At 62.8% G+C, this 21,840-nt stretch carries 30 protein-coding genes and 2 tRNA genes; 18 read left to right on the top strand and 14 right to left on the bottom strand.

Annotated features, from left to right (window positions below):
* Positions 1-44: 44 nt before the first annotated feature.
* From PQQ51_RS21200 to PQQ51_RS21185, 4 genes are all read right to left on the bottom strand, one after another.
* Positions 45-866 (bottom strand): arginyltransferase, encoded by an 822-nt coding sequence (locus tag PQQ51_RS21200; RefSeq protein ID WP_408498773.1) that lies wholly within the window; start codon positions 864-866, stop codon positions 45-47.
* Positions 867-982: 116 nt separating this feature from the next.
* The gene (gene aat / locus PQQ51_RS21195) at positions 983-1,720 is read right to left on the bottom strand and encodes a leucyl/phenylalanyl-tRNA--protein transferase (RefSeq protein WP_408498772.1); all 738 of its coding nucleotides are present in this window, start codon (positions 1,718-1,720) and stop codon (positions 983-985) included.
* Between the two features lie 9 nt (positions 1,721-1,729).
* Positions 1,730-2,275 (bottom strand): NUDIX hydrolase, encoded by a 546-nt coding sequence (locus PQQ51_RS21190; RefSeq protein ID WP_408498771.1) that lies wholly within the window; start codon positions 2,273-2,275, stop codon positions 1,730-1,732.
* Between the two features lie 358 nt (positions 2,276-2,633).
* A tRNA-Met gene (locus PQQ51_RS21185) sits at positions 2,634-2,710 on the bottom strand.
* A 208-nt stretch (positions 2,711-2,918) separates the two neighbouring features.
* On the opposite strand from PQQ51_RS21185, the gene PQQ51_RS21180 reads away from it, so the two are divergent.
* Both PQQ51_RS21180 and PQQ51_RS21175 read left to right on the top strand, forming a co-directional pair.
* Complete coding sequence (locus PQQ51_RS21180; RefSeq protein ID WP_408498770.1) at positions 2,919-3,416, top strand: heme-degrading domain-containing protein; 498 nt, start codon at positions 2,919-2,921, stop codon at positions 3,414-3,416.
* A gap of 10 nt (positions 3,417-3,426) precedes the next feature.
* Positions 3,427-3,759 (top strand): DMT family transporter, encoded by a 333-nt coding sequence (locus PQQ51_RS21175; RefSeq protein WP_408498809.1) that lies wholly within the window; start codon positions 3,427-3,429, stop codon positions 3,757-3,759.
* A gap of 39 nt (positions 3,760-3,798) precedes the next feature.
* Here the strand turns inward: PQQ51_RS21175 and PQQ51_RS21170 are convergent, their stop codons facing one another.
* Entirely contained in the window at positions 3,799-4,182 is a 384-nt protein-coding gene (locus tag PQQ51_RS21170) for a hypothetical protein (RefSeq protein ID WP_408498808.1), read from the bottom strand.
* Between the two features lie 63 nt (positions 4,183-4,245).
* Positions 4,246-4,437, bottom strand: a complete 192-nt coding sequence (locus PQQ51_RS21165; protein WP_408498769.1) for a hypothetical protein — start codon at positions 4,435-4,437, stop codon at positions 4,246-4,248.
* A 276-nt stretch (positions 4,438-4,713) separates the two neighbouring features.
* On the opposite strand from PQQ51_RS21165, the gene PQQ51_RS21160 reads away from it, so the two are divergent.
* Together PQQ51_RS21160 and PQQ51_RS21155 are read left to right on the top strand one after the other, a co-directional pair.
* Positions 4,714-4,989, top strand: coding sequence for a hypothetical protein (locus PQQ51_RS21160; RefSeq protein WP_408498768.1), 276 nt, complete (start codon positions 4,714-4,716; stop codon positions 4,987-4,989).
* Positions 4,986-5,411 (top strand): DUF1488 family protein, encoded by a 426-nt coding sequence (locus tag PQQ51_RS21155; protein WP_408498767.1) that lies wholly within the window; start codon positions 4,986-4,988, stop codon positions 5,409-5,411. The genes PQQ51_RS21160 and PQQ51_RS21155 overlap by 4 nt, the downstream gene beginning before the upstream one ends.
* Before the next feature lie 11 nt (positions 5,412-5,422).
* Here PQQ51_RS21155 and PQQ51_RS21150 read toward each other — a convergent pair whose 3' ends face one another.
* Positions 5,423-6,406, bottom strand: coding sequence for an NAD-dependent epimerase/dehydratase family protein (locus PQQ51_RS21150; RefSeq protein ID WP_408498766.1), 984 nt, complete (start codon positions 6,404-6,406; stop codon positions 5,423-5,425).
* Between the two features lie 134 nt (positions 6,407-6,540).
* Here PQQ51_RS21150 and PQQ51_RS21145 point away from each other — a divergent pair, with 134 nt between their 5' ends.
* Positions 6,541-7,440, top strand: a complete 900-nt coding sequence (locus PQQ51_RS21145; protein WP_408498765.1) for a TetR/AcrR family transcriptional regulator — start codon at positions 6,541-6,543, stop codon at positions 7,438-7,440.
* Between the two features lie 93 nt (positions 7,441-7,533).
* Positions 7,534-8,664 (top strand): enoyl-CoA hydratase/isomerase family protein, encoded by a 1,131-nt coding sequence (locus tag PQQ51_RS21140; RefSeq protein ID WP_408498764.1) that lies wholly within the window; start codon positions 7,534-7,536, stop codon positions 8,662-8,664.
* A gap of 92 nt (positions 8,665-8,756) precedes the next feature.
* Here the strand turns inward: PQQ51_RS21140 and PQQ51_RS21135 are convergent, their stop codons facing one another.
* Positions 8,757-9,182 carry a hypothetical protein gene (locus tag PQQ51_RS21135; protein ID WP_408498763.1) on the bottom strand — a complete coding sequence of 142 codons (426 nt, stop codon included), beginning with the start codon at positions 9,180-9,182 and terminating at the stop codon, positions 8,757-8,759.
* Positions 9,183-9,603: 421 nt separating this feature from the next.
* On the opposite strand from PQQ51_RS21135, the gene ssuD reads away from it, so the two are divergent.
* The 4 genes from ssuD (at position 9,604) to PQQ51_RS21115 (ending at position 13,000) form a co-directional block, all read left to right on the top strand.
* Positions 9,604-10,764 (top strand): FMNH2-dependent alkanesulfonate monooxygenase, encoded by a 1,161-nt coding sequence (gene ssuD, locus PQQ51_RS21130; protein ID WP_408498762.1) that lies wholly within the window; start codon positions 9,604-9,606, stop codon positions 10,762-10,764.
* A 120-nt stretch (positions 10,765-10,884) separates the two neighbouring features.
* Complete coding sequence (ssuC, locus tag PQQ51_RS21125) at positions 10,885-11,745, top strand: aliphatic sulfonate ABC transporter permease SsuC (RefSeq protein ID WP_408498761.1); 861 nt, start codon at positions 10,885-10,887, stop codon at positions 11,743-11,745.
* Complete coding sequence (locus PQQ51_RS21120; protein WP_408498760.1) at positions 11,742-12,737, top strand: ATP-binding cassette domain-containing protein; 996 nt, start codon at positions 11,742-11,744, stop codon at positions 12,735-12,737. Before ssuC ends, PQQ51_RS21120 begins: the two co-directional genes overlap by 4 nt.
* A gap of 47 nt (positions 12,738-12,784) precedes the next feature.
* Positions 12,785-13,000: a TOBE domain-containing protein gene (locus tag PQQ51_RS21115; RefSeq protein WP_115782798.1), complete on the top strand. Its 216-nt coding sequence runs from the start codon at positions 12,785-12,787 to the stop codon at positions 12,998-13,000.
* A gap of 95 nt (positions 13,001-13,095) precedes the next feature.
* Here the strand turns inward: PQQ51_RS21115 and PQQ51_RS21110 are convergent, their stop codons facing one another.
* On the bottom strand, positions 13,096-13,356 hold the full coding sequence (locus PQQ51_RS21110; protein ID WP_408498759.1) for a hypothetical protein: 261 nt from the start codon (positions 13,354-13,356) through the stop codon (positions 13,096-13,098).
* A 180-nt stretch (positions 13,357-13,536) separates the two neighbouring features.
* Between PQQ51_RS21110 and PQQ51_RS21105 the strand changes: the two genes are divergently transcribed.
* The 3 genes from PQQ51_RS21105 (at position 13,537) to PQQ51_RS21095 (ending at position 14,587) form a co-directional block, all read left to right on the top strand.
* Positions 13,537-13,734, top strand: a complete 198-nt coding sequence (locus tag PQQ51_RS21105; RefSeq protein WP_408498758.1) for a hypothetical protein — start codon at positions 13,537-13,539, stop codon at positions 13,732-13,734.
* A gap of 90 nt (positions 13,735-13,824) precedes the next feature.
* Positions 13,825-14,067 (top strand): DUF6566 family protein, encoded by a 243-nt coding sequence (locus tag PQQ51_RS21100; protein ID WP_408498757.1) that lies wholly within the window; start codon positions 13,825-13,827, stop codon positions 14,065-14,067.
* A 136-nt stretch (positions 14,068-14,203) separates the two neighbouring features.
* Complete coding sequence (locus tag PQQ51_RS21095) at positions 14,204-14,587, top strand: glyoxalase superfamily protein (protein ID WP_408498756.1); 384 nt, start codon at positions 14,204-14,206, stop codon at positions 14,585-14,587.
* A gap of 159 nt (positions 14,588-14,746) precedes the next feature.
* Here the strand turns inward: PQQ51_RS21095 and PQQ51_RS21090 are convergent, their stop codons facing one another.
* On the bottom strand, positions 14,747-15,013 hold the full coding sequence (locus PQQ51_RS21090; RefSeq protein ID WP_408498755.1) for a hypothetical protein: 267 nt from the start codon (positions 15,011-15,013) through the stop codon (positions 14,747-14,749).
* Between the two features lie 393 nt (positions 15,014-15,406).
* Here PQQ51_RS21090 and PQQ51_RS21085 point away from each other — a divergent pair, with 393 nt between their 5' ends.
* Together PQQ51_RS21085 and PQQ51_RS21080 are read left to right on the top strand one after the other, a co-directional pair.
* A complete protein-coding gene (locus PQQ51_RS21085; RefSeq protein ID WP_408498754.1) occupies positions 15,407-15,592 on the top strand; it encodes a type II toxin-antitoxin system HicA family toxin in 186 nt (61 codons plus the stop codon).
* Between the two features lie 69 nt (positions 15,593-15,661).
* On the top strand, positions 15,662-16,081 hold the full coding sequence (locus PQQ51_RS21080; RefSeq protein WP_408498753.1) for a type II toxin-antitoxin system HicB family antitoxin: 420 nt from the start codon (positions 15,662-15,664) through the stop codon (positions 16,079-16,081).
* 146 nt (positions 16,082-16,227) lie between these two features.
* Here PQQ51_RS21080 and PQQ51_RS21075 read toward each other — a convergent pair.
* The 3 genes from PQQ51_RS21075 to PQQ51_RS21065 all read right to left on the bottom strand — a co-directional run bounded on the left by PQQ51_RS21075 (position 16,228) and on the right by PQQ51_RS21065 (position 17,901).
* Positions 16,228-16,303, bottom strand: a tRNA-His gene (locus PQQ51_RS21075).
* Positions 16,304-16,406: 103 nt separating this feature from the next.
* On the bottom strand, positions 16,407-17,408 hold the full coding sequence (gene dusA / locus PQQ51_RS21070; RefSeq protein WP_408498752.1) for a tRNA dihydrouridine(20/20a) synthase DusA: 1,002 nt from the start codon (positions 17,406-17,408) through the stop codon (positions 16,407-16,409).
* Positions 17,409-17,520: 112 nt separating this feature from the next.
* The gene (locus PQQ51_RS21065; protein WP_408498751.1) at positions 17,521-17,901 is read right to left on the bottom strand and encodes a hypothetical protein; all 381 of its coding nucleotides are present in this window, start codon (positions 17,899-17,901) and stop codon (positions 17,521-17,523) included.
* Positions 17,902-18,252: 351 nt separating this feature from the next.
* Between PQQ51_RS21065 and PQQ51_RS21060 the strand changes: the two genes are divergently transcribed.
* The gene (locus tag PQQ51_RS21060) at positions 18,253-19,809 is read left to right on the top strand and encodes a tetratricopeptide repeat-containing sulfotransferase family protein (protein WP_408498750.1); all 1,557 of its coding nucleotides are present in this window, start codon (positions 18,253-18,255) and stop codon (positions 19,807-19,809) included.
* Positions 19,806-20,354 carry an adenylyl-sulfate kinase gene (gene cysC / locus PQQ51_RS21055; RefSeq protein WP_408498749.1) on the top strand — a complete coding sequence of 183 codons (549 nt, stop codon included), beginning with the start codon at positions 19,806-19,808 and terminating at the stop codon, positions 20,352-20,354. The genes PQQ51_RS21060 and cysC overlap by 4 nt, the downstream gene beginning before the upstream one ends.
* Positions 20,355-20,366: 12 nt before the next feature.
* Here the strand turns inward: cysC and PQQ51_RS21050 are convergent, their stop codons facing one another.
* Positions 20,367-20,588: a DUF3820 family protein gene (locus PQQ51_RS21050; protein WP_408498748.1), complete on the bottom strand. Its 222-nt coding sequence runs from the start codon at positions 20,586-20,588 to the stop codon at positions 20,367-20,369.
* A gap of 149 nt (positions 20,589-20,737) precedes the next feature.
* Between PQQ51_RS21050 and PQQ51_RS21045 the strand changes: the two genes are divergently transcribed.
* A complete protein-coding gene (locus tag PQQ51_RS21045) occupies positions 20,738-21,790 on the top strand; it encodes an NADP(H)-dependent aldo-keto reductase (RefSeq protein WP_408498747.1) in 1,053 nt (350 codons plus the stop codon).
* The last annotated feature ends 50 nt before the right edge of the window (positions 21,791-21,840 follow it).

Raw genomic sequence — 21,840 nt, 5'->3', positions numbered from 1 at the left:
GGGCGAAGACAATGACGCGCGGGGCGCCGCGCCGGTGCGCGCGTTCAGGGCCGCAGCGGTCCGCGCTTGCCGTGAATCGCGAGATCGACCGGCGGCAGATCCATGCGGGCCGGGTCGAGTACCTGCCACGCGCCGTCGATCAACCCTTCGAGCGGACGGAAATTGGCCTTGTACGCCATCTTCGGACTCTCGCGAATCCAGTAGCCGAGGTACACGTAGGGCAGCTTGAGGCTGCGCGCCTGCTCGATCTGCCAGTAGATGTTGTAGGTGCCGAAGCTGCTGTGCGGCAGATCCGGGTCGAAGAACGTGTACACCGACGACAACCCGTCGCCGAGAATGTCGATCATGCTGATCATGCGCAGGATGCCCGGCGTTTCCGGATGATCCGGCAGCGGCTCGCGGAATTCGACGAGCCGCGAGTTGATCCGGCTTTGCAGCAGGAACTGCTCGTACTGATCGCGGCTGTCGCGGTCCATGCCGCCGCCCGCGTGCCGCGCGGACTGATAGCGCATGTAGAGCGCGTAATGTTCTTCGTCGTAATGCAGTGGCGCGACGGTGGCGATCAGCTCGCCATGCTTTTTCCACACGCGACGCTGCGTGCGGTTCGGCGCGAACTGGTCCACGGGAACGCGCACCGGCACGCATGCGCGGCAACCGTCGCAATACGGGCGGTAGGTGAATACGCCCGAGCGCCGGAAGCCGGCCTTGACGAGTTCGGTGTAGACGTCGGAGTTGATCAGATGACTGGGGGTGGCGACCTGCGAGCGGGCGATGCGGCCGTCGAGATAGCTGCAGGGGTAGGGCGCCGTTGCATAAAATTGCAGCGCGGAAAGCGGGGAAAGAGGCAGCTCGTTGGGATGAGTCACGTTGGCAGCTCTCGAAGCGTCTCTGGTATTGCAAATCCGGCGCCTGGCAGTGGACAACCCGCGGCTCGCGACCCGCGGCGCGGTGGGCGGCGGCTCCGGATTCGGCCTGATTCTTCCTACGCCGCTGGCGCGACGAGCTCGAGCAACGCGGTCTTGTCGAAGCGCCAGGGAATCGGCGGAGCGTCGACCGACGCGCGAACATGCGCGATGAACGCCTTGCGCGCTATCTCGCGACCGCCCAGCGACGCCAGATGCGACGTGTTCTGCTGGCAGTCTATCATTTCTATTTTGTGACGTCGCAGGTGTCCGACCAGCGCGGCCAGCGCCATTTTCGAAGCATCGGTGACCTCCGCGAACATCGATTCGCCGAAGAACATCCGGCCGAACGATACGCCGTACAAACCGCCCACGCGCTTGCCTTCGAACCAGGTTTCGATGCTGTGCGCGTCGCCGATTCTATGCAGCGACGAATACGCTTCCACGACGTCCGCGGTGATCCACGTGCCACGCTGGCCGCGCCGCGGCGCCTGGGCGCAGGCGCGCATCACCGACGCGAAGTCGTGGTCGACGCGAATTTCCCACGCGTCTTCGCGCAGCACGCGCTTGAGCGTTTTACGTAATGACGGCGACAGTTTGAATTCGGCGGGGCGCAGCACCATGCGCGGATCGGGGCTCCACCACAGCACCGGCTGCCCGTCCGAATACCACGGGAAGATGCCGCGCCGGTAGGCGTCGATCAGTCGCGACGGCAGCAGGTCGGCGCTCGCCGCGAGCAGGCCCGGCGCGCCGCTTGCCTCGCCGAGCGCGCGCTCGACCGGTGGAAACGGATCGTCAGCGCCGAGCCAGGGAACCATGCGCGCCGCTCAACCTTCGCGCAGCGAGCGGAAGATATCGCCCGTGTGCAGGCCGTAGTTGCCGGCGGCGCGGTCGGCGAAAAAGAACCGCAGCGTCTGGCCGACGGTCGGGAACGCGATCTCGTCCCACGGAATTTCGTGTTCTTCGAAGAGTTTCACTTCGAGGCTTTCCTCGCCGGCCGCGATGTCGAGATCGAGCAGCCGGGCCATGTAGAACAGATGCACCTGATGCACGTGCGGCACGTTCAGCAGCGAAAACAGGCTTTGCACTTCGACGCGCGCGCCGGCTTCCTCCAGCGTTTCGCGCGAAGCCGCTTCGGCGGTCGTTTCACCCATTTCCATGAAACCCGCCGGCAGCGTCCAGTAGCCGTAGCGCGGTTCGATCGCGCGGCGGCACAGCAGCACCTTGTCGTCCCAGACCGGGACGGTGCCGACCACGTTGCGCGGATTCTGATAGTGCACCGTGCCGCAGTTGCCGCACACGAAGCGCTCGCGGTTGTCGCCCGGCGGAATGCTCAGACTGACGCCGTGGCCGCAGACAGAACAGAATTTCATAGGAAGGGGACGAGAAAGGGTGGTAGGAGTTTATCACTGGGGCGGGTATTTCTGAGACGCGGGGAAGGACGAGGGGTGGCAGGTGGCTTGCAGGTAGATTTGCCTGCGGAGCGCTACGACTTTTGGTTTGGATTCCAGAATAAAACCGTCGGTGCTTGCCACGATGGGCGCGCGGAAGGCCCATATCAGCCGGTTACCGATGGTTGCGAGCGCCGCGATGTGGTTTGTTCGAGTGAGCGGATCGACTGGCGCGCGGCAGTGAGGCCCGCCAGATTCGTGGCTGAAAACAAAAAAGGCCTGCCGGTTAGGCAAGCCTTTGATGATGTTTTCGACGTCTCGAACCGAATCTTGGGAGACTTGGTTGCGGGGGTAGGATTTGAACCTACGACCTTCGGGTTATGAGCCCGACGAGCTGCCAGACTGCTCCACCCCGCGTCCGTCGAAGAAAAGATTATAGGACAGATTGAAAGCCGATGCAATACCCGTTTAAGAAACTGCTTCAAATGAAGTACCACAGGTCGCGACACGCGTGGGCAGTGTCGCATCCCGGAAGGCCTTCGTAAGGGGCTGCGCTAGAATCCAGGTTCGCTTCGCGGCGCGGGTTGCCGGCGCCGCTCGTCACTTCTTCTTGGCTCACGACTCCATGGATATCGCTCACGACCTGCAGGTCATCGCCGCTCAGGAAAAAGCGCTGGTGTTTCCCCACTTCGATGCCGACCGCGCGTGGCAACTCGGCGCGTATCTTCACGAGGTCGCGAAGGCGCGCGGCATCGCCGCCGCCATCGACGTGCGCACCTCCGGTCAACCGCTGTTCTTCAGCCTGCTCGACGGCGCGACGCCGGACAACGTCGATTGGGCGCGCCGCAAAGGCAATACGGTCGCGCATTTCCGCCGCAGTTCGTATGCGATCGGTTTGAAGATGCAGCAGGCGGGGAGCACGCTCGCCGACAAACATGCGCTACCCGCCACCGAATACGCATCGCACGGCGGCGCTTTCCCGTTGACGGTGGCGGGTGTGGGCGTGATCGGTTCGATCACGGTGTCCGGCTTGCCGCAGCGCGCGGATCATGAACTGGTGGTGGAAGCGCTGTGCGCGCATCTCGGCCACGACTACAGCAAGCTCGCGCTTGCAAAGGCCTGACGCTATGCGGGTGCCTCCCTATGCGTTGCTCGCAATTGCGATCGTTGCGGAGGTGATCGCGACCTCCGCGATGCGCGCGTCCGAAGGTTTTTCCAGGCTCCTGCCGGCGGTCGTCGTGGTGATCGGCTACGGCATCGCGTTCTATTGCCTGTCGCTGACGCTGAAGACGATTCCGGTCGGCATCGTCTACGCGGTGTGGTCCGGCGCGGGCATCGTGCTGATCACGCTGGTGGCGGTGGTGATGTACAAGCAGGTGCCGGACCTGCCGGCCATCATCGGGCTCGGGCTGATCATCGCCGGCGTCGCCGTGTTGAACATGTTTTCGAAGATGCAGGCGCACTGACGCTTCGTTCACGCGCGCCGGATGTGCAACCGGTGCGCGTTATTTGCAGCGTACGATCATCGAACGGTTTTTCACGTTAGCCGACACCACATTCGTGACGCTGCCACCGGCGGTGCCGCCTTCGTCGTTGTCCTTCGACACGATGTCGTAGCCGGTCGCGCCGCATGCCTTGCCGGCCTGCACGTAGCAGGAGGCCCAGCTCGACGCGGCGTCGGCGCCGCTGCAGTTCACCGCGAAGCCGGTCTGGCCGTTCGGCAGATTGATCAGCGAGGTCGTGTTCGACGATGCGCAACCGCTCAAACTCGCGCCCAGCAGAACGACTGCGGGCAGGGCGGCGGCGAGCGACGCGCGGCGCACCATAGCAAGCGCCGTGCGACCCGGATGGAAGCGGCCGGAGCGGCGCGAGGGCGTCATCGATTGCATCGTGAAATTTCCTTTCAAATAGATATTCATGCTGGCCACGCTCCATAGGCGTGGCTGGCGGGGCTAGCGCGGTTCGATCGTAATGCCCGCCGCGCCGACCAGCTTGCGGCTTTCCGCGCCACTTTCGGTGGCTGCGTCTTCCCAGATGCTGATGGCTTTCGGAATGTCGATGCCGTGGCTTTCGGCGTAGGCAAACCACTTGTTTGCCGCATCGGGCTCGGGCAGTTCGTGGTCTTGCAGAAAATATTTTCCCATATTGCGCTCGGTGGACTCGAAAAGGCGTGGTTGCGACAGCACGGATCGTGCCGACGTGTGGTTCGACCGGCGTGGATCGCGGAAGTGCGATCCGCAGGGCGACGCATTGCGCGCAGGGCCGCGCGCCGCGCAGAACTTATCGGCCCGCAACGCGCCTTACTACCTGTTTGTTGGCGGTTCACCGCGAGGTTCACGGCCAGCGCCAGCGTGCGAATTTCGTGCGCGATGCGCGACGCTCGTCCGTCGATACGACACATTGCAACGAGGAGAACGAACATGGCCGAACGGGTCAGCGGGCCTTATCGGGGCTATTACATCAGCGCGGCCGCGCGTCTCGTGCCGGCGGCCGACGCCGCGCCGGGATCGGTTGCCGCGGGCAACTACGTCGGTTCGGTGAGTCTCGCCGAACACGGTCCGGACGATCCGCACCGGATCGAAACCTTGCTCGAACTCGGCGACGAACAACGCTTCGGCAGCGAAGACGAAGCGCTCGGTTTCGTCGAACAGGCCGCGCGCGACTACGTCGACCGTCTGCTGGGAGGGAAACCATGACGCAACGAGGTATCGGGGAAGGCGGCGCGTCCGGCTGGACCGTGGTCAGGTCTGACGAGTACCATAACGACGTCGTGCCGGGCCGGCCCATTCTGGCCGGTGTCCGTCCAATGCCGCAACCTTCTGATGAGGCGACCATGGAAATCCGGTTTCCCGCGGACGCGCCTGCTTACCGCGACTCCAATCTGACCGTAGTTTTCCCCGCGCTGGTGGACGGCGAGCCGGTGCCGTGCGCGATTTCAGTCGAAGCGCTCGAAGATCACTTCGGCGCCTATTCCGAAGATCTCGAAGGCTGGATGCGCGCGTTCGACGCCGGGCGTCCGCGTATCGAAGCGGTGGCGCGGGAGCATCTGCAGATCAGCAATGGCACGCCTGTGTTGCTCAGGAGCGGACACTTTCCGCCCGGTAACGTCGCCGGATAAGCGGATTGCGTTCACGCCGCCTTCGCATCGTCTGCACGTGCCGCCGCGGCGCGCTCGGCTTCGAAAGACTCGCGAATCCCGTCTTCATATGAGGTCCTGGCGATCGGGCCGAGCAGTTGGGTCAGCGCGCTGTCGTCCATCACGACAGGCTCGGTCAGCAGGTAATTCATCTCCACCATTTCGCGCATCAGCGGATTGAACAGACCGAGCACGCGCAGCGTCGTCTTGCCGGCGACCATCAGCTTCGGCGCGCGGCCTGCGAGCGCGAACGTCCGCTCGGCGATCTCGCGTTGCGTGATCGTGCCCGGACCGGCGAGGTGCCACCAGCGGCCGTACGCTTCGGGCGTACGCGTGAGCTTCTCGACCACCGGGCCGATATCCGGCAGGTAGATGAACTCGTGCGGCACATCCACCGGACCGACCATCTGCGCGCGTTTGCCTTGCGCGGCGGCTTCGAACACGCCGTTCAGCAGACTGCGCTCGACGCCCGGACCGTAGAAGTCAGGCAGGCGCAGCACCAGCGTGGACAAACCCTTCTGACCGTGCGCGGCGAGCACCAGATTTTCCTGCGCGAGACGCATCTTGCCTTTGAACGTATGCGGCTCGCGTGGATGGTTTTCGGTGATCGGATTGCTGCGCGCCCGACCATACGAATACACGGTGCCGATCAGGATGAAACGCTCGACGCCGGCCGCCGTCACGCCCGCCAGCGTGCGTTCCACCAGCGGCGGATGGGCGGCGAACTGATCGTAGGGTACGCCGACCAGGTAGATCACCGTTTGCAGACCGGCCGCCGCCGCGGCGATCGACGCCGCGTCGTCCGGATTCCACGTGACGATTTCCGCGTGTGGATCATTGCCGAAAGCCTCTTCGAGCGCGCGGCGCGAGCGGCCCACCACGCGATAATCCCGTCCCGCCGCGCTGAGTGCCGCGCCAATGACCTGACCGGCCGCGCCCGCGGCGCCGAATAGACCCACTTTCCCGATGACTTGCATGACGACTCCTCATGGCGGCGCATCCGGCGCCGTTGTTAAAGCAGACTGATTGAAGAAAATTTACTGAACAGTGTTTAGTGAGCGGTGTTCAGTTTAATTTGACTTTTCAGTTTGTCAACATGAAAATGACCGGCATGGGAATACCTGAACGAAAAAACCGCCAGAAGCAGGCGCTGCGCGAACGCATCCTCGATGCCGCGCGGCGCATCGTGATGCGCGAAGGCTTTGCCGCGCTGTCCATGCGCAAGATTGCCGACGCTATCGAATATTCACCCGCCACGCTGTATCTGCATTTCGCCAGCCGCGACGAGATCGCGCAGGCTTTGTGCGCGGAAGGCTATGCGCAACTGCTCGAGACCTTCGTGCCGCTCGTCGAGATCGCCGATCCGGCCGGGCGGCTCAGGGCGCTGGGGCGCGCCTATGTGGCGTTCGGGGTCGCGCATCCGGAAACGTATCGGCTGATCTTCATGGAAGATCCGAGCTATACCGGCGCGGCGCTCGGCGGCGCGGGCGGTTCGGCGGGTGTGTCGGCGGATAACGCCGCGCCCCCCAAACCGGACGACGACCCCGGCGACGCGTCGCTGCGCATCATGCTCGCCGCACTCGACGAGTTGAAAGCGGCGGGGCGCCTGCCTGCATCGACCGATACGGCGGTGTGGGCCGAAGCGTTCTGGGCGACGCTGCATGGGATCGTCGCGCTCAATCTCACGTGTCCGGTGTTTCCGAGCGTGTCGCTGGACACGGTGGTGAGCATGGCGCTCGATGCGTGGCTCGGCGTGCAGCCTGCCGTCGATGTATCGGGTGCCGTCCAGACGGCGCGCGCTCGCAAAAAACCGGCCGCGACGGTGAACGCGGAAGCACACCAGGAAACCGGCGCCGGGTCCATTAGCGATGAGCCCACCGCAGCACCCGTCAAAGCGGCGAAAAAGCCGCATGCAAAAGCTGAAAAATCGACCGGGAAAGCCGTCGGAGCCGCAACGGAATCAGCGCCCGACGCCACCGCCGCCGACGCATCCGGCAAAACGCAAATCTGAATTGTCTGCACGTCCGCCGCGAAGCCCAAAGCGGCGCGTGCGTGATAACGTTCAGTTCCGATTTTTATTTCGCGCTTCCGCGCATCGTTCTCCATGTCCAATTCCGCCTCGCCCGCCGTCAGCGACGAAGTCGCGACTTACGTAGCCAATCGCATCGGCTTCATCGAACTGGAGCGGCCGAAGGCGCTCAACGCGTTGTCGACCGGCATGATCCGCGCGATACACGCGGCGCTCGACCAATGGCGCGAAGATCCCGACGTGCTCGCGGTCGTGGTGCGCAGCCAGCATCCGCGTGCGTTCTGTGCGGGCGGCGATATCCGCTTTCTGTACGAAACCGCGCAGCGCGGCGACGGTGCGGCGCGCGACACGTTTTTCATCGAGGAATACCGGCTCAATCACGCGATCTTCACGTATCCGAAGCCGTATATCGCACTGATGAACGGCGTCGTGATGGGCGGCGGCATGGGCATTTCGCAGGGCGCGCATCGCACTGGCGGTCTGCGCGTGGTCACTCACTCGACGCAATTGGCGATGCCCGAAACCCGCATCGGGCTGTTCCCTGACGTCGGCGCGAGCTGGTTCCTGTCGCGCACGCCCGGTGCGATCGGCCGTTATCTGGCGGTGACCGGCGCGGCGGTCGGCGCAGCGGATGCGCTGTACGCAGGTCTCGCCGATGTTTATATCGACGACGCAGCGCTGCCGGCGCTTGTCGACACATTGCGCACCGAACTGTTCGAACGCGGCGCAGACGTGGTGGCATGCATCGAGCGCGAAGCCGCCGCGCATCGGGTCGCGCCGAACCCCGAAGCGTCGTCGCTCGCGAGCGCACGCGTGCTGATCGACCGGCATTTTGCGAAGCCCGACGTCGCGCGTATTCTCGCGTCGCTCGAGCAGGAGCGCGACGGTAACGCGGCCGATTGGGCGGAGCAGACGATTGCGGTGCTGCGCGAGCGCTCGCCGCTGTCGATGGCGGTGTCGCTGGAGGTGGTGGCGCGTGCGGAGGGATCGATGGCGGAGGTGTTGCGCGGCGATCTCGACCTGACGCGCAGCTGCTTCGCGCAAGGCGATACGGTGGAGGGGATTCGTGCGCGCATCATCGACAAAGACAATGCGCCGCGCTGGCGTTTCGCGCGCATCGAAGACGTGAATCCCGCAGATGTCGCGAAGATGTTCGACAGCCCGTGGGCACCGGCCGCGCACCCGCTGCGCGACCTGAACGGCTAATTGCGAGCCAGTAGTGGGTCAGTAGTGGGCCAGTAGTGAGTCAATCGCGGCCAGCGCTTGCCATAAGCACGCCAGCCGCGCCGAGTGACGCTTCAGTCCTCGTCCTCACTTGCCATGAACGCGCGCATGAACACCAGCGCGCCCCAGCCCCACATCGCGTTGGCCGCGAAACCCACGGCAAGGCGCGGCAGCATATTGCCGGTCGGCCAGATCCCGCGCAGCGGATCGACGACGAACACGGCGGCGGCCGTCAGCGCGATGCCGCCGAACACGAACGCGGGCACCCACGGCGCGCTCCGATGCGGCGCGACGCGCAGCAGCCACGCCATCAACACTGCCCAGACAGCACTCCAGATTGCATTCGCGATGAACTCAGGCAAGCCGAGCGGTAAGAACGGTGCGGTCGAGAAACCGGTCGGGTCGATCAGGCCGGCTGCGTGCAGCAGCGCGAGCGTCGACTCGTGAAAGAACAGCGAAGCCAGAAAACCGGCGACGAACGGCAGGATGAGTTTTTGCATGCAGTGCACCTGCGAGGCACAGGCGGCGCGGCTCGCCGACCTGGACCGGATTATTGGAAACGTGCGCCATTATATAGAGCGGCCTGTCGTTTCAAGCGTGCCGGCCATGCAACAGTGCCGGACGATCCGTATGCTTTAGCGTCGGGCTAATCACGAAAGTGGAAAACCTAAGCTAAAAAAAATCGTTCAAAAGCCGCGGCTCGATCCATAGACTGTTTCCCCATGTAGACGGACATTACCGCCGTCGCCCATTCGACCGAGCGGGTCGCGCTAGACCGCCTCGCGCGCCAGACCGCACTTTCCATCCCTTGGCGCCGCATCGCCGGGCCGCTTGCCGGCTGGATGCGCGCGGCCGGCGTGTACGCGTTCATTCGACGCCTCGTCTTCACTCAATCCAGTCTCGAACAAGCAGGAGCAGCAAATGAATGTGTTCTGGTTCATTCCGACTCACGGCGACAGCCGCTATCTCGGTACGTCCCAAGGCGCACGCGCGGCCGATTACGACTACTTCCAGCAGATCGCCGTCGCGGCCGATACGCTCGGTTACGAGGGCGTGCTGCTGCCGACCGGCCGTTCCTGCGAAGACGCATGGGTGGTCGCGTCGAGTCTGATCGCCGCGACCAAACGCCTGAAATTTCTCGTCGCGATTCGCCCGGGCATCACGTCGCCGGGGCTCGGCGCGCGTATGGCCGCGACCTTCGACCGTCTGTCGAACGGGCGTCTGTTGATCAACGTCGTGACCGGCGGCGATGCGGCCGAACTGGAAGGCGACGGCGTGTTCGTCGATCACGACACGCGCTACGAGATCACCGACGAATTCCTGCACATCTGGCGCAAGCTGCTGATCGCCTCGCATACCAACGACGCGATCGATTTCGAGGGCAAGCATCTGACGGCGAAGGGCGGCAAGGCGCTGTATCCGCCGGTGCAGAACCCGCATCCGCCGCTGTGGTTCGGCGGTTCGTCGGCGGCCGCGCACGACATCGCGGCCGATCACATCGACACCTATCTGACGTGGGGCGAGCCGCCCGCTGCGGTCGCGAAAAAAGTCGCCGACATTCGCGCGCGCGCTGAAGCGCGTGGACGGAAGATCAAGTTCGGCATTCGCTTTCACGTGATCGTGCGGGAGACCGAAGAAGAAGCGTGGGCCGCGGCCGACAAACTGATCAGCAAGCTCGACGACGACACGATTGCACGCGCGCAGGCGTCGTTCGCGAAGATGGATTCCGAAGGGCAACGCCGGATGGCTGCCTTGCACGGCGGCAAGCGCGGCAGCCGCGCCGACCTCGAGGTGTATCCGCATCTGTGGGCCGGCGTGGGCCTCGTGCGCGGCGGCGCGGGCACCGCGCTCGTCGGCAATCCGGAACAGGTTGCCGCGCTGATGAAGGAGTACACGGACCTCGGCGTCGACACCTTCATTCTGTCCGGCTATCCGCATCTCGAAGAGTCGTATCGCTTCGCCGAACTGGTGTTTCCGCTGCTGCCGGGACATAAGAGCAAGGTTGCCGGCGGCCCGCTGTCGGGTCCGTTCGGCGAAATCGTCGGCAACAACTATCTGCCGAAATCGGCGAGCGCGAGCTGAGGAGCGTGTCGTTACGGCAGCCGGCGCCGAGGGTGCCGCGTGCCGCAACGAGGCTCGTGTCGCGTCTAACGTCGGGTTGACGTCCGGTCTTTCGTCGACCCGCAATGAGGGCAAGCAAGCATGGCTCAATCCATTCCTGATGCGCAAAGCGGTGTGCCGGCGGCCACGCAGACAGGCGCTGGCGCGAGCGCGATTTTAAGCGTGCTGCGCCGTGCCGGTGCCCATCTCGCGCCGTGGCTCGCGCCGCTCGCGATTCTGCTGGCGTGGGAGTTCGCCGCGCGCAGCGGCGTTCTGTCGACGCGCGTGCTGCCCGAACCGCTCGCGGTCGTGAAGGCGGCGTGGTCGCTGATCCAGTCCGGCGAGATGTGGGCCGACGTGAAGGTCAGCACGTGGCGCGCGGTGTCGGGTTTTGCGATCGGCGGCGGCATCGGCCTCGTGCTGGGACTCGCGACGGGGCTTTTCAAACCCGTCGAGATCGCGCTCGATTCGACCGTGCAGATGATCCGCAACATCCCCGCGCTGGCGATGATTCCGCTCGTGATCCTGTGGTTCGGCATCGAGGAAGAAGCGAAGGTGTTTCTCGTCGCGCTCGGCGTGTTTTTCCCGGTCTACGTGAACACGTTCCACGGGATCCGCTCGGTGGACGCGAACCTGATCGAGATGGCGCGCAGTTATGGCGTCAAAGGTTTCGCGCTGTACCGGCATGTGGTGCTGCCGGGTGCGTTGCCGTCGATTCTGGTGGGCGTGCGTTTCGCGTTCGGGCTGATGTGGGTCACGCTGATCGTCGCCGAGACGATCTCCGCGCAGTCCGGCATCGGCTACATGACGATGAACGCGCGCGAATTCCTGCAAACCGATGTGGTGGTGGTTGGCATCCTGCTGTACGCGGCGCTCGGCAAACTCGCCGACGTGCTGGCGAAGAGCCTCGAGCGCGTGTCGCTGCGCTGGCATCCGGCCTATCAACGAGGAAACAAAGCATGAACGCCACCACTTTGTCGGCGTCGTTTGGCGGCATCGCGGGCAGCGATCTCGAAGCCGAACTGGCGCAGGCACGTAACGTCGATCACGACGCGGTTGAAGCCGCGGGCTTCGAAGACGGATCACACGACAGCCGGCGTGGCGGTGATGCGGTGGCGGCGGCCGGGGCGCTCGCGCGCAACGACGCTCGCCGCGCCGCCGATTATTCGGTCGAATTGCGCGGCGTGAGCAAGCGGTATGGCGAGCGCAGCGTGCTGTCCGAATTCGATCTGTCGATCGAGCGCGGCAGTTTCGTCGCGATCGTCGGGCGCAGCGGCTGCGGCAAGTCGACGTTGCTGCGGCTCGTCGCCGGTCTGGAGAAAGCGACGTCGGGCGTGCTCGAAAAGCGTACGGAAGACGGCCAGCCGCTCGATACCCGCATCATGTTCCAGGACGCGCGCCTGCTGCCGTGGAAGAGCGTGCTGCAAAACGTGATGCTCGGCCTGGGGCGCAGCTCGCGTGACGATGCGCGCGCCGTGCTCGACGAAGTCGGTTTGCTGGAACGCGCCAACGATTGGCCCGCGCAGCTTTCCGGCGGTCAGCGGCAACGGGTGGCCCTGGCGCGCGCGCTCGTGCACCGGCCGCAATTGCTGCTGCTGGACGAACCGCTCGGCGCGCTCGACGCGCTGACGCGCATCGAAATGCACGCGCTGATCGAGCGGTTGTGGCGCGAGCATCGCTTTACCGCGCTGCTGGTCACGCACGATGTGCACGAAGCCGTCGCGCTCGGCGACCGGATTCTGCTGATCGAAGAAGGGCGCATCGCGCTCGATCAGCCGGTGCCGCTCGCGCGGCCGCGAGCGCGCGCGTCGGCCGGTTTCGCCGCGCTCGAAGAACATGTGTTGCAACGCGTGCTCAAGACGGCGCCGAACGACGACGCGTTGTCGTCACGCGCTTACGACGCAGGTGACGAGGGCCGTCTCAGGCGGCCGACAGACGTCCGCTGGGCTGTCTGAATTCCTTTGACTGACTGTTTTCAATCGCTTCTCTGGAGCCACACGACATGAGCATTTCCGCAATCAACGTACGCAATCAGTTCAAAGGCAAGGTCAAGGAGATCATCCGCGGGTCGGTGGTGTCTGAGGTGGACGTGGAAACGCCGTTCGGTATCGTCACGTCGGTGATCACCACGCGTTCCGTCGACGAACTCGATCTCAAGGTGGGCTCGGAAGTGGTCGCGCTGGTCAAGTCGACGGAGGTGTCGATCGCGCGTCTGTAAGGCGCTTGTGGAACTGCGCGCGCGGCTCTTCATGGGTAGTGGGCGCGCATGACCGCTTGTTGTGCGGCCGACCTGTGCCGCACGCATGCCCGATGCTATTTCGCGTTGGCGCCGCTCGCGGGCGGTGCGTGCATCATCCTGTCGTTGGTCGGTTTATCCGGGCGCTTGATCGGCATGTTGTCCGGATTGCTCGAACCGGTCGAACCCGACGCCGCTTCCGGCGGCTTCACCATCGACGCTGCGGCTTCTGCCGTTTTGTGTGAGGTTTGCGCCTGCGCGAGCGTTGTCGCGGCGACTATGCCCGATGCTGTAAGCGCGATGCTTGCCGTTAGCGCTGCCAATCTCCTTCGCTTCATTTCGAACCTCCGTTACGCGTTGCAATTTGCAATGCCGCCTGACGAGTCGATCTGCGGTCGCATTCCCCGATTCCTTAAGCCATATCGCATTCAGCGTGCCTGATTTGACGGGTCGGTATGCGCAGCGCAGCGACGCCCGAAACTTGCTACGATGAATTGAGCATGACGACGGAGACGGCCATGTCGAAGTCATTGAGTCCCGAAGCGATCGAAGCGTTGCGGCGTCTGAACGACGTCGGCGTCGGACAAACCGTGCCGAAGCTGGCGCAGTCCGTCACGGCGGAATTGCTGATGAGCGGCCTCGTCACCGAAGTAAGCGGTGGCGACGTCGAGATCACCTGCAACGGCAGGCAGTATCTGTCGGGCGATTGCGATTGAATGCGCGCTGAAGAGCGGGCAGTGTTGCTGCGAGCCGGTGGCGGCTCGCGGGAGGCGCGTTGTCGCTGGCATTTCATCACGGAGGCGGACATGGAGCCGAAAGGCCTCGACATGGGCGACTACCAGGAGCGCTATCAGGACTACGACATCGAAGTCGCGGTCGAGCAGGTGCTCACCGGCGTGAAAGCGCATTTCCGGGTGTTGCGCGGCGATGCGGTGGTGGTCGACTGGCGGCTCGTGCACATCCAGAGTTTGTGGTCCACCGAGCACGCGGCCGCAGAGGCCGGTTTCAAGGCGGCGCGTGAAGCGATCGATGCGGGCCTGGCGGCTTGATGCCGTTTGAGGTCGCTGATGTTGCTTGCCGTTGCTTGCCGTCCGGGATCGTGAGCGGAGTTTTTCGCAGCGGCTTCGTGCGCACGAGCGTCTTGCCTTAAGCTGCCGGATTCACGTCGATCAATTGGAGACCGCTGTGCATCTGGCGCCCGCTATTCCGATCATCCGCATTTTCTCCGAGGAAAAGGCCCGCGAGTTCTACGTGGACTTTCTCGGCTTTACCGTCGAATGGGAGCACCGGTTCGAGGACAACTTCCCGCTCTATCTGCAAGTGCGGCGCTCGGAGCTCGTTTTGCATCTGAGCGAGCATCACGGCGATGCGACGCCGGGCTCGACGATTTTCGTGCCGGTGCAGGGTATCGACGCATTGCACGCGGAGCTGCAGCGTAAGGACTACAAGTACGGGAAACCGGGAGTGGAAACTGTGCCGTGGGGCAAGGTGCTGGAGACGATCGATCCGTTCGGCAACCGGATTCGCTTCTGTGAGTCGCCGCAAGCGGGCGAGGGCACGACGGCATAGCGCACGAGGTTGGTGTAGTGCCGCGATTTGCTTTGCGGAGATGGAGTAGATCAGTGCCGTAAACGGGACCGGGCGCCGGCATGAGGTTGTCATGCGCGACGCCCGGTCTACGGCTGGCACCTGCTGTCTATTGTGTGGACAGCAGGTCCGCTGAGCTGCTTAGTGACCGAAGAAAACCGATTGCGGGCCCGAAACCGGCTCACGCGTACCCGATTGCGACGACACGTTGTTCACGCCGCCGTACGAGTTGGCTTGCGCGTTAGCCTGTTCAGCTGCGACGGTTTGTGCGTTCTGGCCTTGTTGCGAAGCCGGTGCGCCAACCGACGGGCGGTAGTACGGTGCCGGGCCGTAGCCGCTAGCAAACGCGGGAGCGGCGATCGAGGCAGAAACAGCAACCAGCAGGGCAGCGATGAGCTTGGTCTTCATGATGTAACTCCGATAAACGTTTCGACTTCATTTCAGGAAGGCGTCGCAGTGGCCGGTGAGGTGGTGTGTCTGCAACGTCGATGTGAGGCAGTGTATACCCCTACTATCGAAAATTTGTGCCGATAATTTGAAATTACTATTCTCGATACTGGAATAATCCGCGGAGCGCAGAGGGGGCGGGGATGGGCGGTGGTCCGACCCTGTAGAGGGGGCGTGTTTCCTGTGGAAAGACCTCGTTGAAGATGCGGATTAACGAGGGTGTGTTCGGAAGCTTCCTGCGCTCTTTGATAAGACTTCCCTACACAAAATAAAACAAAAATGTTGTATTTTCTCTATTTTTAATACAACATGTGTGTTGTAATTTTCCTCCTCGCACTGATTGAGAGGAGGGGTATGAAGTACAGCGAGTTCAGGAAGTGGCTGAAGAGACAGGGTGCTATTTTCGAAAAGCACAGAAGCGGTTCAAGTCATTACCGAGTTACGCTGAATGGGAGGACGACGATCTTCCCTGATCATGGGGCCAAGGAAATGGGTACTCACCTTGCCGAGGCGATCAAAAAACAGCTTGGTATCAAATGAGAGGGGAGAGGTCGTAAGACCTCTCGCGGGTTTGCGTTTTATCGGAAATCGCATCACTGGAGAATCGTAATGTTGTCGTATCCCATCGAGTTGACGCCGGACTCGAACGGCACGCTGCTGGTCACGTTCCCGGACGTACCTGAAGCGATCACCGTTGGAGAAAGCGAGGATGAGGCACTGGTGCAGGCGCTCGATGCGTTGGAAGCCGCACTGGAGATTTATTTTTCGGAGAAGCGGCCCATTCCGTTTCCTTCGAAGGCAACACGCGGTCAGCGGGCTATCACCCTTTCCGCGCTGGTCACTTCCAAGGTTCTGCTCGCCAACGAAATGCTGCAGCAGAACGTACGCAAGGCGGAATTGGCGCGTCGACTGAAGGTCAATCAGGTGCAGGTCGATCGTCTTCTGAATTTCAGCCATTCATCGAAGATCGAAATGGTCGAATCGGCAGTTGCGGCGCTCGGCAAGCGTCTCGAAGTGCGCCTTGCCTGAATTGGCTTTATTCGCCGATCCGCTTTAAATGAAGCCTCTGCCTTCGGGCGGAGACTTCGCGCTGAGAAACGTCGAGACCCAAACAAAAACGGCGTTGTGATTGCTCACAACGCCGTTTAGCAAAACTTTTTACTACCTGAATTCTTTGGGGTGGCTGATGGGGCTCGAACCCACGACAACAGGAATCACAATCCTGGACTCTACCAACTGAGCTACAGCCACCACTGAGATCTTGCTTGACTTGCCGGTTACTCATTGCTGAGAAACTTGGCTCGTCGATGAAGAAACGAGATTATACGAACAAGATTCTCGTTTGCCTAGTCCTTTATTCAAAAATTTCGACAGGCACGCGCAGATGCTGCCTTGCTTCGTCGAAGATGCTCAGGTCGCGTGCGGCCAGACGCTTGCTATCCGACAAAACCCGGCGCCAGCCGCGCGCGCCCGCTTCGCCGCGATAGAGGCCGAGTGCATGGCGCGTAATCGCACCGAGATAGGTGCCTCGCGCCATTTCAGCCGCGCAGTACTCGATCAGCTTCGCTTCGACCTGCTCGCGGGTGAGCGGCACATCCGTTGATCCGTAGAAGCGGGCATCGACATCGGCCAACACGTACGGATTGTGATATGCCTCGCGCCCGAGCATCACGCCATCGACGTGCTGAAGATGCGTCTCCACTTCGTCGAGCGTCTTGATACCGCCATTGATGATGATTTCCAGATGTGGAAAGTCGCGCTTCAACTGGTGCGCATACTCGTATTTGAGCGGCGGAATTTCGCGATTTTCTTTCGGGCTCAGGCCCTTGAGAATCGCATTGCGCGCATGCACGACAAATACATTGCATCCTGCGTCCGCAATCGTGCCGACGAAATCGCGCACAAATGCATATTCCTCGACCGCATCGACGCCGATCCGATGTTTGACGGTGACCGGAATCGATACGGCGTCGCGCATCGCCTTCACACAGTCGGCGACGAGTTGCGGTTCGTTCATCAGACACGCGCCGAATGCGCCGCGCTGCACGCGCTCTGACGGACAACCGCAATTAAGATTGATCTCGTCATAACCCCATTGTTCGCCGAGCTTCGCCGACCGGGCGAGGTCGTCGGGTTCGCTGCCGCCAAGTTGCAGCGCGACCGGCGCTTCGTCAGGCGTAAACGCGAGATGACGCGGCACGTCGCCATGCAACAGCGCACCGGTGGTCACCATCTCGGTGTAAAGCCACGTATGGCGTGAGATCACGCGATGCAACGAGCGGCAGTGACGGTCGGTCCAGTCCATCATGGGGGCGACCGAAACGCGTCGCGGACTGGGAGTTTGAGCTGAAGACATGGGGCGGGCAGGCGATTGAATCAAACCACGATTTTACCGCATCGCGGAAAGTGACCCGGATCGCGGTCGGGCCAGTTTAGTCGACTTCCGACCTGCCAACCGACAATACACGTCAATGCCCATGTCCCCCATGCCCGCCGCCGCTGCTCCACGAACTCCCGCCGCCGCGCGAGCCGCCATACCCACCGCCGTGCCATCCACCGTGGCCGCCATGTCCACCGTTCCATCCGCCGCCATGCCAGCCGTCGCCGCCGTGCCAGTGGCCGCCGTGGTAATAGCAGCACGAGCCGCCCCAGCCTCCATAGATGCCGATCGAGCCGTATACCGGTGCGTAGGGCACGCCGTACGGATAGCCGTAATCCGGGTAATACGGCTGCGCATAGCCATAGCCAGGATACCCATACCCCGGGTACCCATACCCCGGCGCGACTGCGCAGCCTGCAAGGCCGGTCACGATCGCCAATACAGCTGCTGATGCAATAAGCCTGCTCACGATTTTTCTCCCTCTATGACCCTCAGAAAAATCGCGAGCACGGTAGTTCAGCCGCATTTGTGTCCGCACATTACGGCTCGCGCGAGCAACCATGTCGGAAGAAATCCCGCGCGTCGCCGCAATGCCATACGGGTCGCGTAACGGCGCTTGCTTTCGATCACTTACCAGAGCGCCATTTCGTAACAGTTGGTTAACTTCTAGAAACGCAACTGTAGGGTCCGCCTGCTAGTTTCCCTTCAGACAAATTCTTTAGCAGTCCGGTCGGGCGTTCGCGCCGAGACTGGACGAAGAAGCGCGCATCCCCACTGCTCAGGCCGCTAACACGCGATGCCTGCAACAACCTGGCCGTCAATGAAGCAAGATCCACAACCGGCGAGCGCGGAATACTGGCGCGCGGAGGGCGAAGCGTGTGCCACTCGCGGCGAGCTCGAAGCCGCGCTGCAGCGATTCGAAATCGCGCGTGCACTGGCCCCCGTCGACGCCGTCATCCACGAGCGCATTGCCGCCACGCTGGCCGCGTTGCACCGCTTTGATCAAGCCCTCGTCCGTTATCGCGAGGCGATCTCGCTCGACCCGCACAACGCGGATTCGCGACACGGTCTCGGCTGGACGTTCGAGCAGATGCACCGGCTCGACGACGCGGTCGTCGCTTATCGCGAAGCGGTCCACCGGAACCCCAAAGCGGACGGCTCCCACAACAACATGGGGAACTGTCTGCAGGCGCTCGGTCGTTTCGACGAAGCGCACGAAGCGTACCGCCGCGCTATCGACGCCGCGCCGCAAGTCGCCGTGTACTACCGTAACTTCGTGCAGTCGAAGCGTCTCGCCGTCGACGATCCGGTATTCATGTCGTTGCAGCAGCTCGCGGACGACAGTGCTTCGCAGAGTCAGGCCAATCAGGCGGAAATTCACTTTGCGTATGGTCAGGCGCTGTCCGACGTGGGCCGCAACGACGCGTCGTTCGAACACTTCCTGAAAGGCAATGCGTTGTACCGCACCGGCGTGCGTTACAACGAAGCCGAGACGCTCGGACTGTTCGAGCAACTGCCGAATCTGCTGAACGCCGATGTGCTGGCGGCCAAACGCGGTTTGGGCGAGCCGTCGGCGGCGCCGATTTTTATCGTCGGCATGCCGCGCTCCGGTTCGACGCTGATCGAACAGATTCTCGCGAGCCATCCGCAGGTGATCGGCGGCGGCGAGCGCACGGAGTTCGGCGAGGCGCTGGTGAAATGTATCGCTCGCGATGCCGACGATCCGTTGCGCGTCGATATCGAAGCGCTGCAAAACGTGACGGCGGGAGCATTGAGCACGCTCGGCGCGGATTATTTGTGCCGCATGCAAAGCGTGCTGCCGAATCTGCAAGGCATCGAGCCAGCCGATGCCGGAACCGCCGCATCGGCACACACGCATTTCACCGACAAATATCCGTTCAACTTCATGAACGTCGGCCTGATCCATCTGGCGTTGCCGAACGCGCGCTTCATCCACAGCAGCCGTTCGCCTTTGCAAACGTGTCTGTCGATCTTCTCACGGATCTTTCACGACGTGCCGTTCGGCTATGATCTCGGCGAACTGGGCCGCTACTATCGCGCATACGACGCATTGATGGCCCATTGGCAGCGCGTGCTCCCCGAAGGCGTGCTGATCGAGATCAAGTACGAAGAACTGGTCGAGGATCTCGAAGGCAACGTCAGGCGTTTGCTCGCGCATTGCGGACTCGACTGGAACGAGCGCTGTCTCGCGTTTCACCAGACAAGCCGGCAGGTGAGCACGGCGAGCGCCGCGCAAGTGCGCCGGCCGATTTACAAGACTTCGGTGCAGCGCTGGCAACCGCAGCCGGCGTTATTGCAACCGCTGTTCGATGGACTGGGGCCGGCATTGACGGCCGACCTGAGGGATAAACAATGAATGCGGTTCGCGGTGCGGTGGTGTGGATGAGCGGTTTGTCAGGCGCCGGCAAGTCGACGCTTGCCGGCGCGTTGCACGCGCGTCTTGCGGCGGCCGGCCGCGCGTCGATCGTGCTCGACGGCGATGCGCTGCGCACCGGTCTGAATGCCGACCTCGGCTTCACGCCCGAAGACCGCACCGAAAACCTGCGCCGCGTCGCGCATGTCGCGGCGTTGTTCAAGCAGCAGGGTTTCGTCGCGATCGCCGCGGTGATTTCGCCGGAGCAGCGGCATCGGCAGGCGGCGCGGGACATCGTCGGCGAAGGGTTTGTCGAGGTGTTCGTCAATGCGCCGCTGCATGTGTGCGAAGCGCGCGATGTCAAAGGACTCTACGCGCGCGCCCGGCGCGGCGAGATCCCGCATTTCACCGGGATTTCCGGTCCGTTCGAAGTGCCGCTCGCGCCGGATGTCGTGATCGAAACAGATCGGGTATCGCTCGATCGAGCAGTCGATCAACTGCTCGCGCACCTCGCCGATACGGGGTGCTTGCCTGGATGTTCGTGGTAAGTGCGGCCCTCGTCAGCTTCCAGCCCGCTTGCGCAAAGGTTCGATCAGCGCCGACAAACCGTTGTGATCGATCTCGTGCATCAGCGCCAACAGACGGCCGATTTCGCCGGGCGGGAAGCCCTGGCTCGCGAACCAGTTCAGATAGTGGCCGGGCAGGTCCGCAATCAGCCGGCCTTTGTATTTCCCATAGGGCATCACGCGCGTGACCAGCAGTTCGAGGTGTTCGGGATTCATCGGGGCAACGGTGGGCGAAATGCTGGAGGAGTGTGAGCGCGGCCGCACGCCGCACATCTGCTAAACCGGCATTTTAGCCGCGCTGCAGGCATCGCGCCGGCGTGGTAAGTTCGATGCTTTCCGTTTACACAATCAACAGGACAAGTTCGATGGAATACCGCAGACTCGGCGACTCGGATGTGAAGGTTAGCCTGATCGGTCTCGGCACCATGACGTGGGGCGAGCAGAACACCGAACAGGAAGCGCACGCGCAGATCGGCTATGCGCTGGACCAGGGCGTCAATCTGATCGACGCCGCTGAAATGTACCCGGTGCCCCCGCGTCCCGAGACGCAAGGTTCGACCGAGCGTTATATCGGCACGTGGCTCGCGCAACATCGCAGCGAGCGCGAAAAGATCGTGCTGGCCACCAAGATCGCCGGCCCGGCGCGGCAGCCGCACAACCCGCGCCATATTCGCGGCGAGGGCAACCAGTTCGACCGCAAGAACCTGACCGAAGCGCTGCACGACAGTCTCAAGCGTTTGCAAACGGACTATGTCGATCTGTATCAGCTGCACTGGCCGGATCGCAGCACGATGACTTTCGGCCGCGGCGCGTACCCGTGGGTCGACGACGCGTACACGGTGCCGATCGAAGAAACGCTCGCGGTGCTCGCCGAGTTCGTCAAGGAAGGCAAGATCCGCCATATCGGCGTGTCGAACGAAACGCCGTGGGGTGTCGCGCAGTTTTTACGCGCGGCGGAAAAGCTGAACCTGCCGCGTATCGTCAGCATCCAGAATCCGTACAGTCTGCTGAACCGCACTTACGAAGCAGGACTGTCCGAATACGCGCATCGCGATAACGTCGGCTTGCTCGCTTATTCGCCGCTCGCGTTCGGCTGGCTCTCGGGCAAGTACGAGGGCGGCGCGCGTCCGGCCGGTGCGCGCATTACGCTGTTCGAGCGGTTCCAGCGCTATAGCAAGCCGCAAGCGGTGCAGGCCACGACGCGCTACGTCGAACTCGCGAAGCAGCACGGTTTGTCGCCCGCGCAATTCGCGCTGGCGTTCGTCAATAGCCGGCCGTTCGTGACCAGCAATCTGATCGGCGCAACCTCGCTCGATCAGTTGAAGGAAAACATCGGCAGCGCCTCGGTGAAACTGTCGCCGGAAGTGCTCGCGGAAATCGACAAGCTGCATGAGTTGCAGCCGAATCCGGCGCCGTAAATCGTTTTTTCCATCACGGGTGCGCCGGGCGTTTTCGAAAGCCGGGGCAT

The organism is Paraburkholderia xenovorans (assembly GCF_046030735.1).
Classification (GTDB): Bacteria; Pseudomonadota; Gammaproteobacteria; order Burkholderiales; family Burkholderiaceae; genus Paraburkholderia; species Paraburkholderia xenovorans_A.
This window is presented reverse-complemented; position numbering and strand designations above follow the sequence as displayed.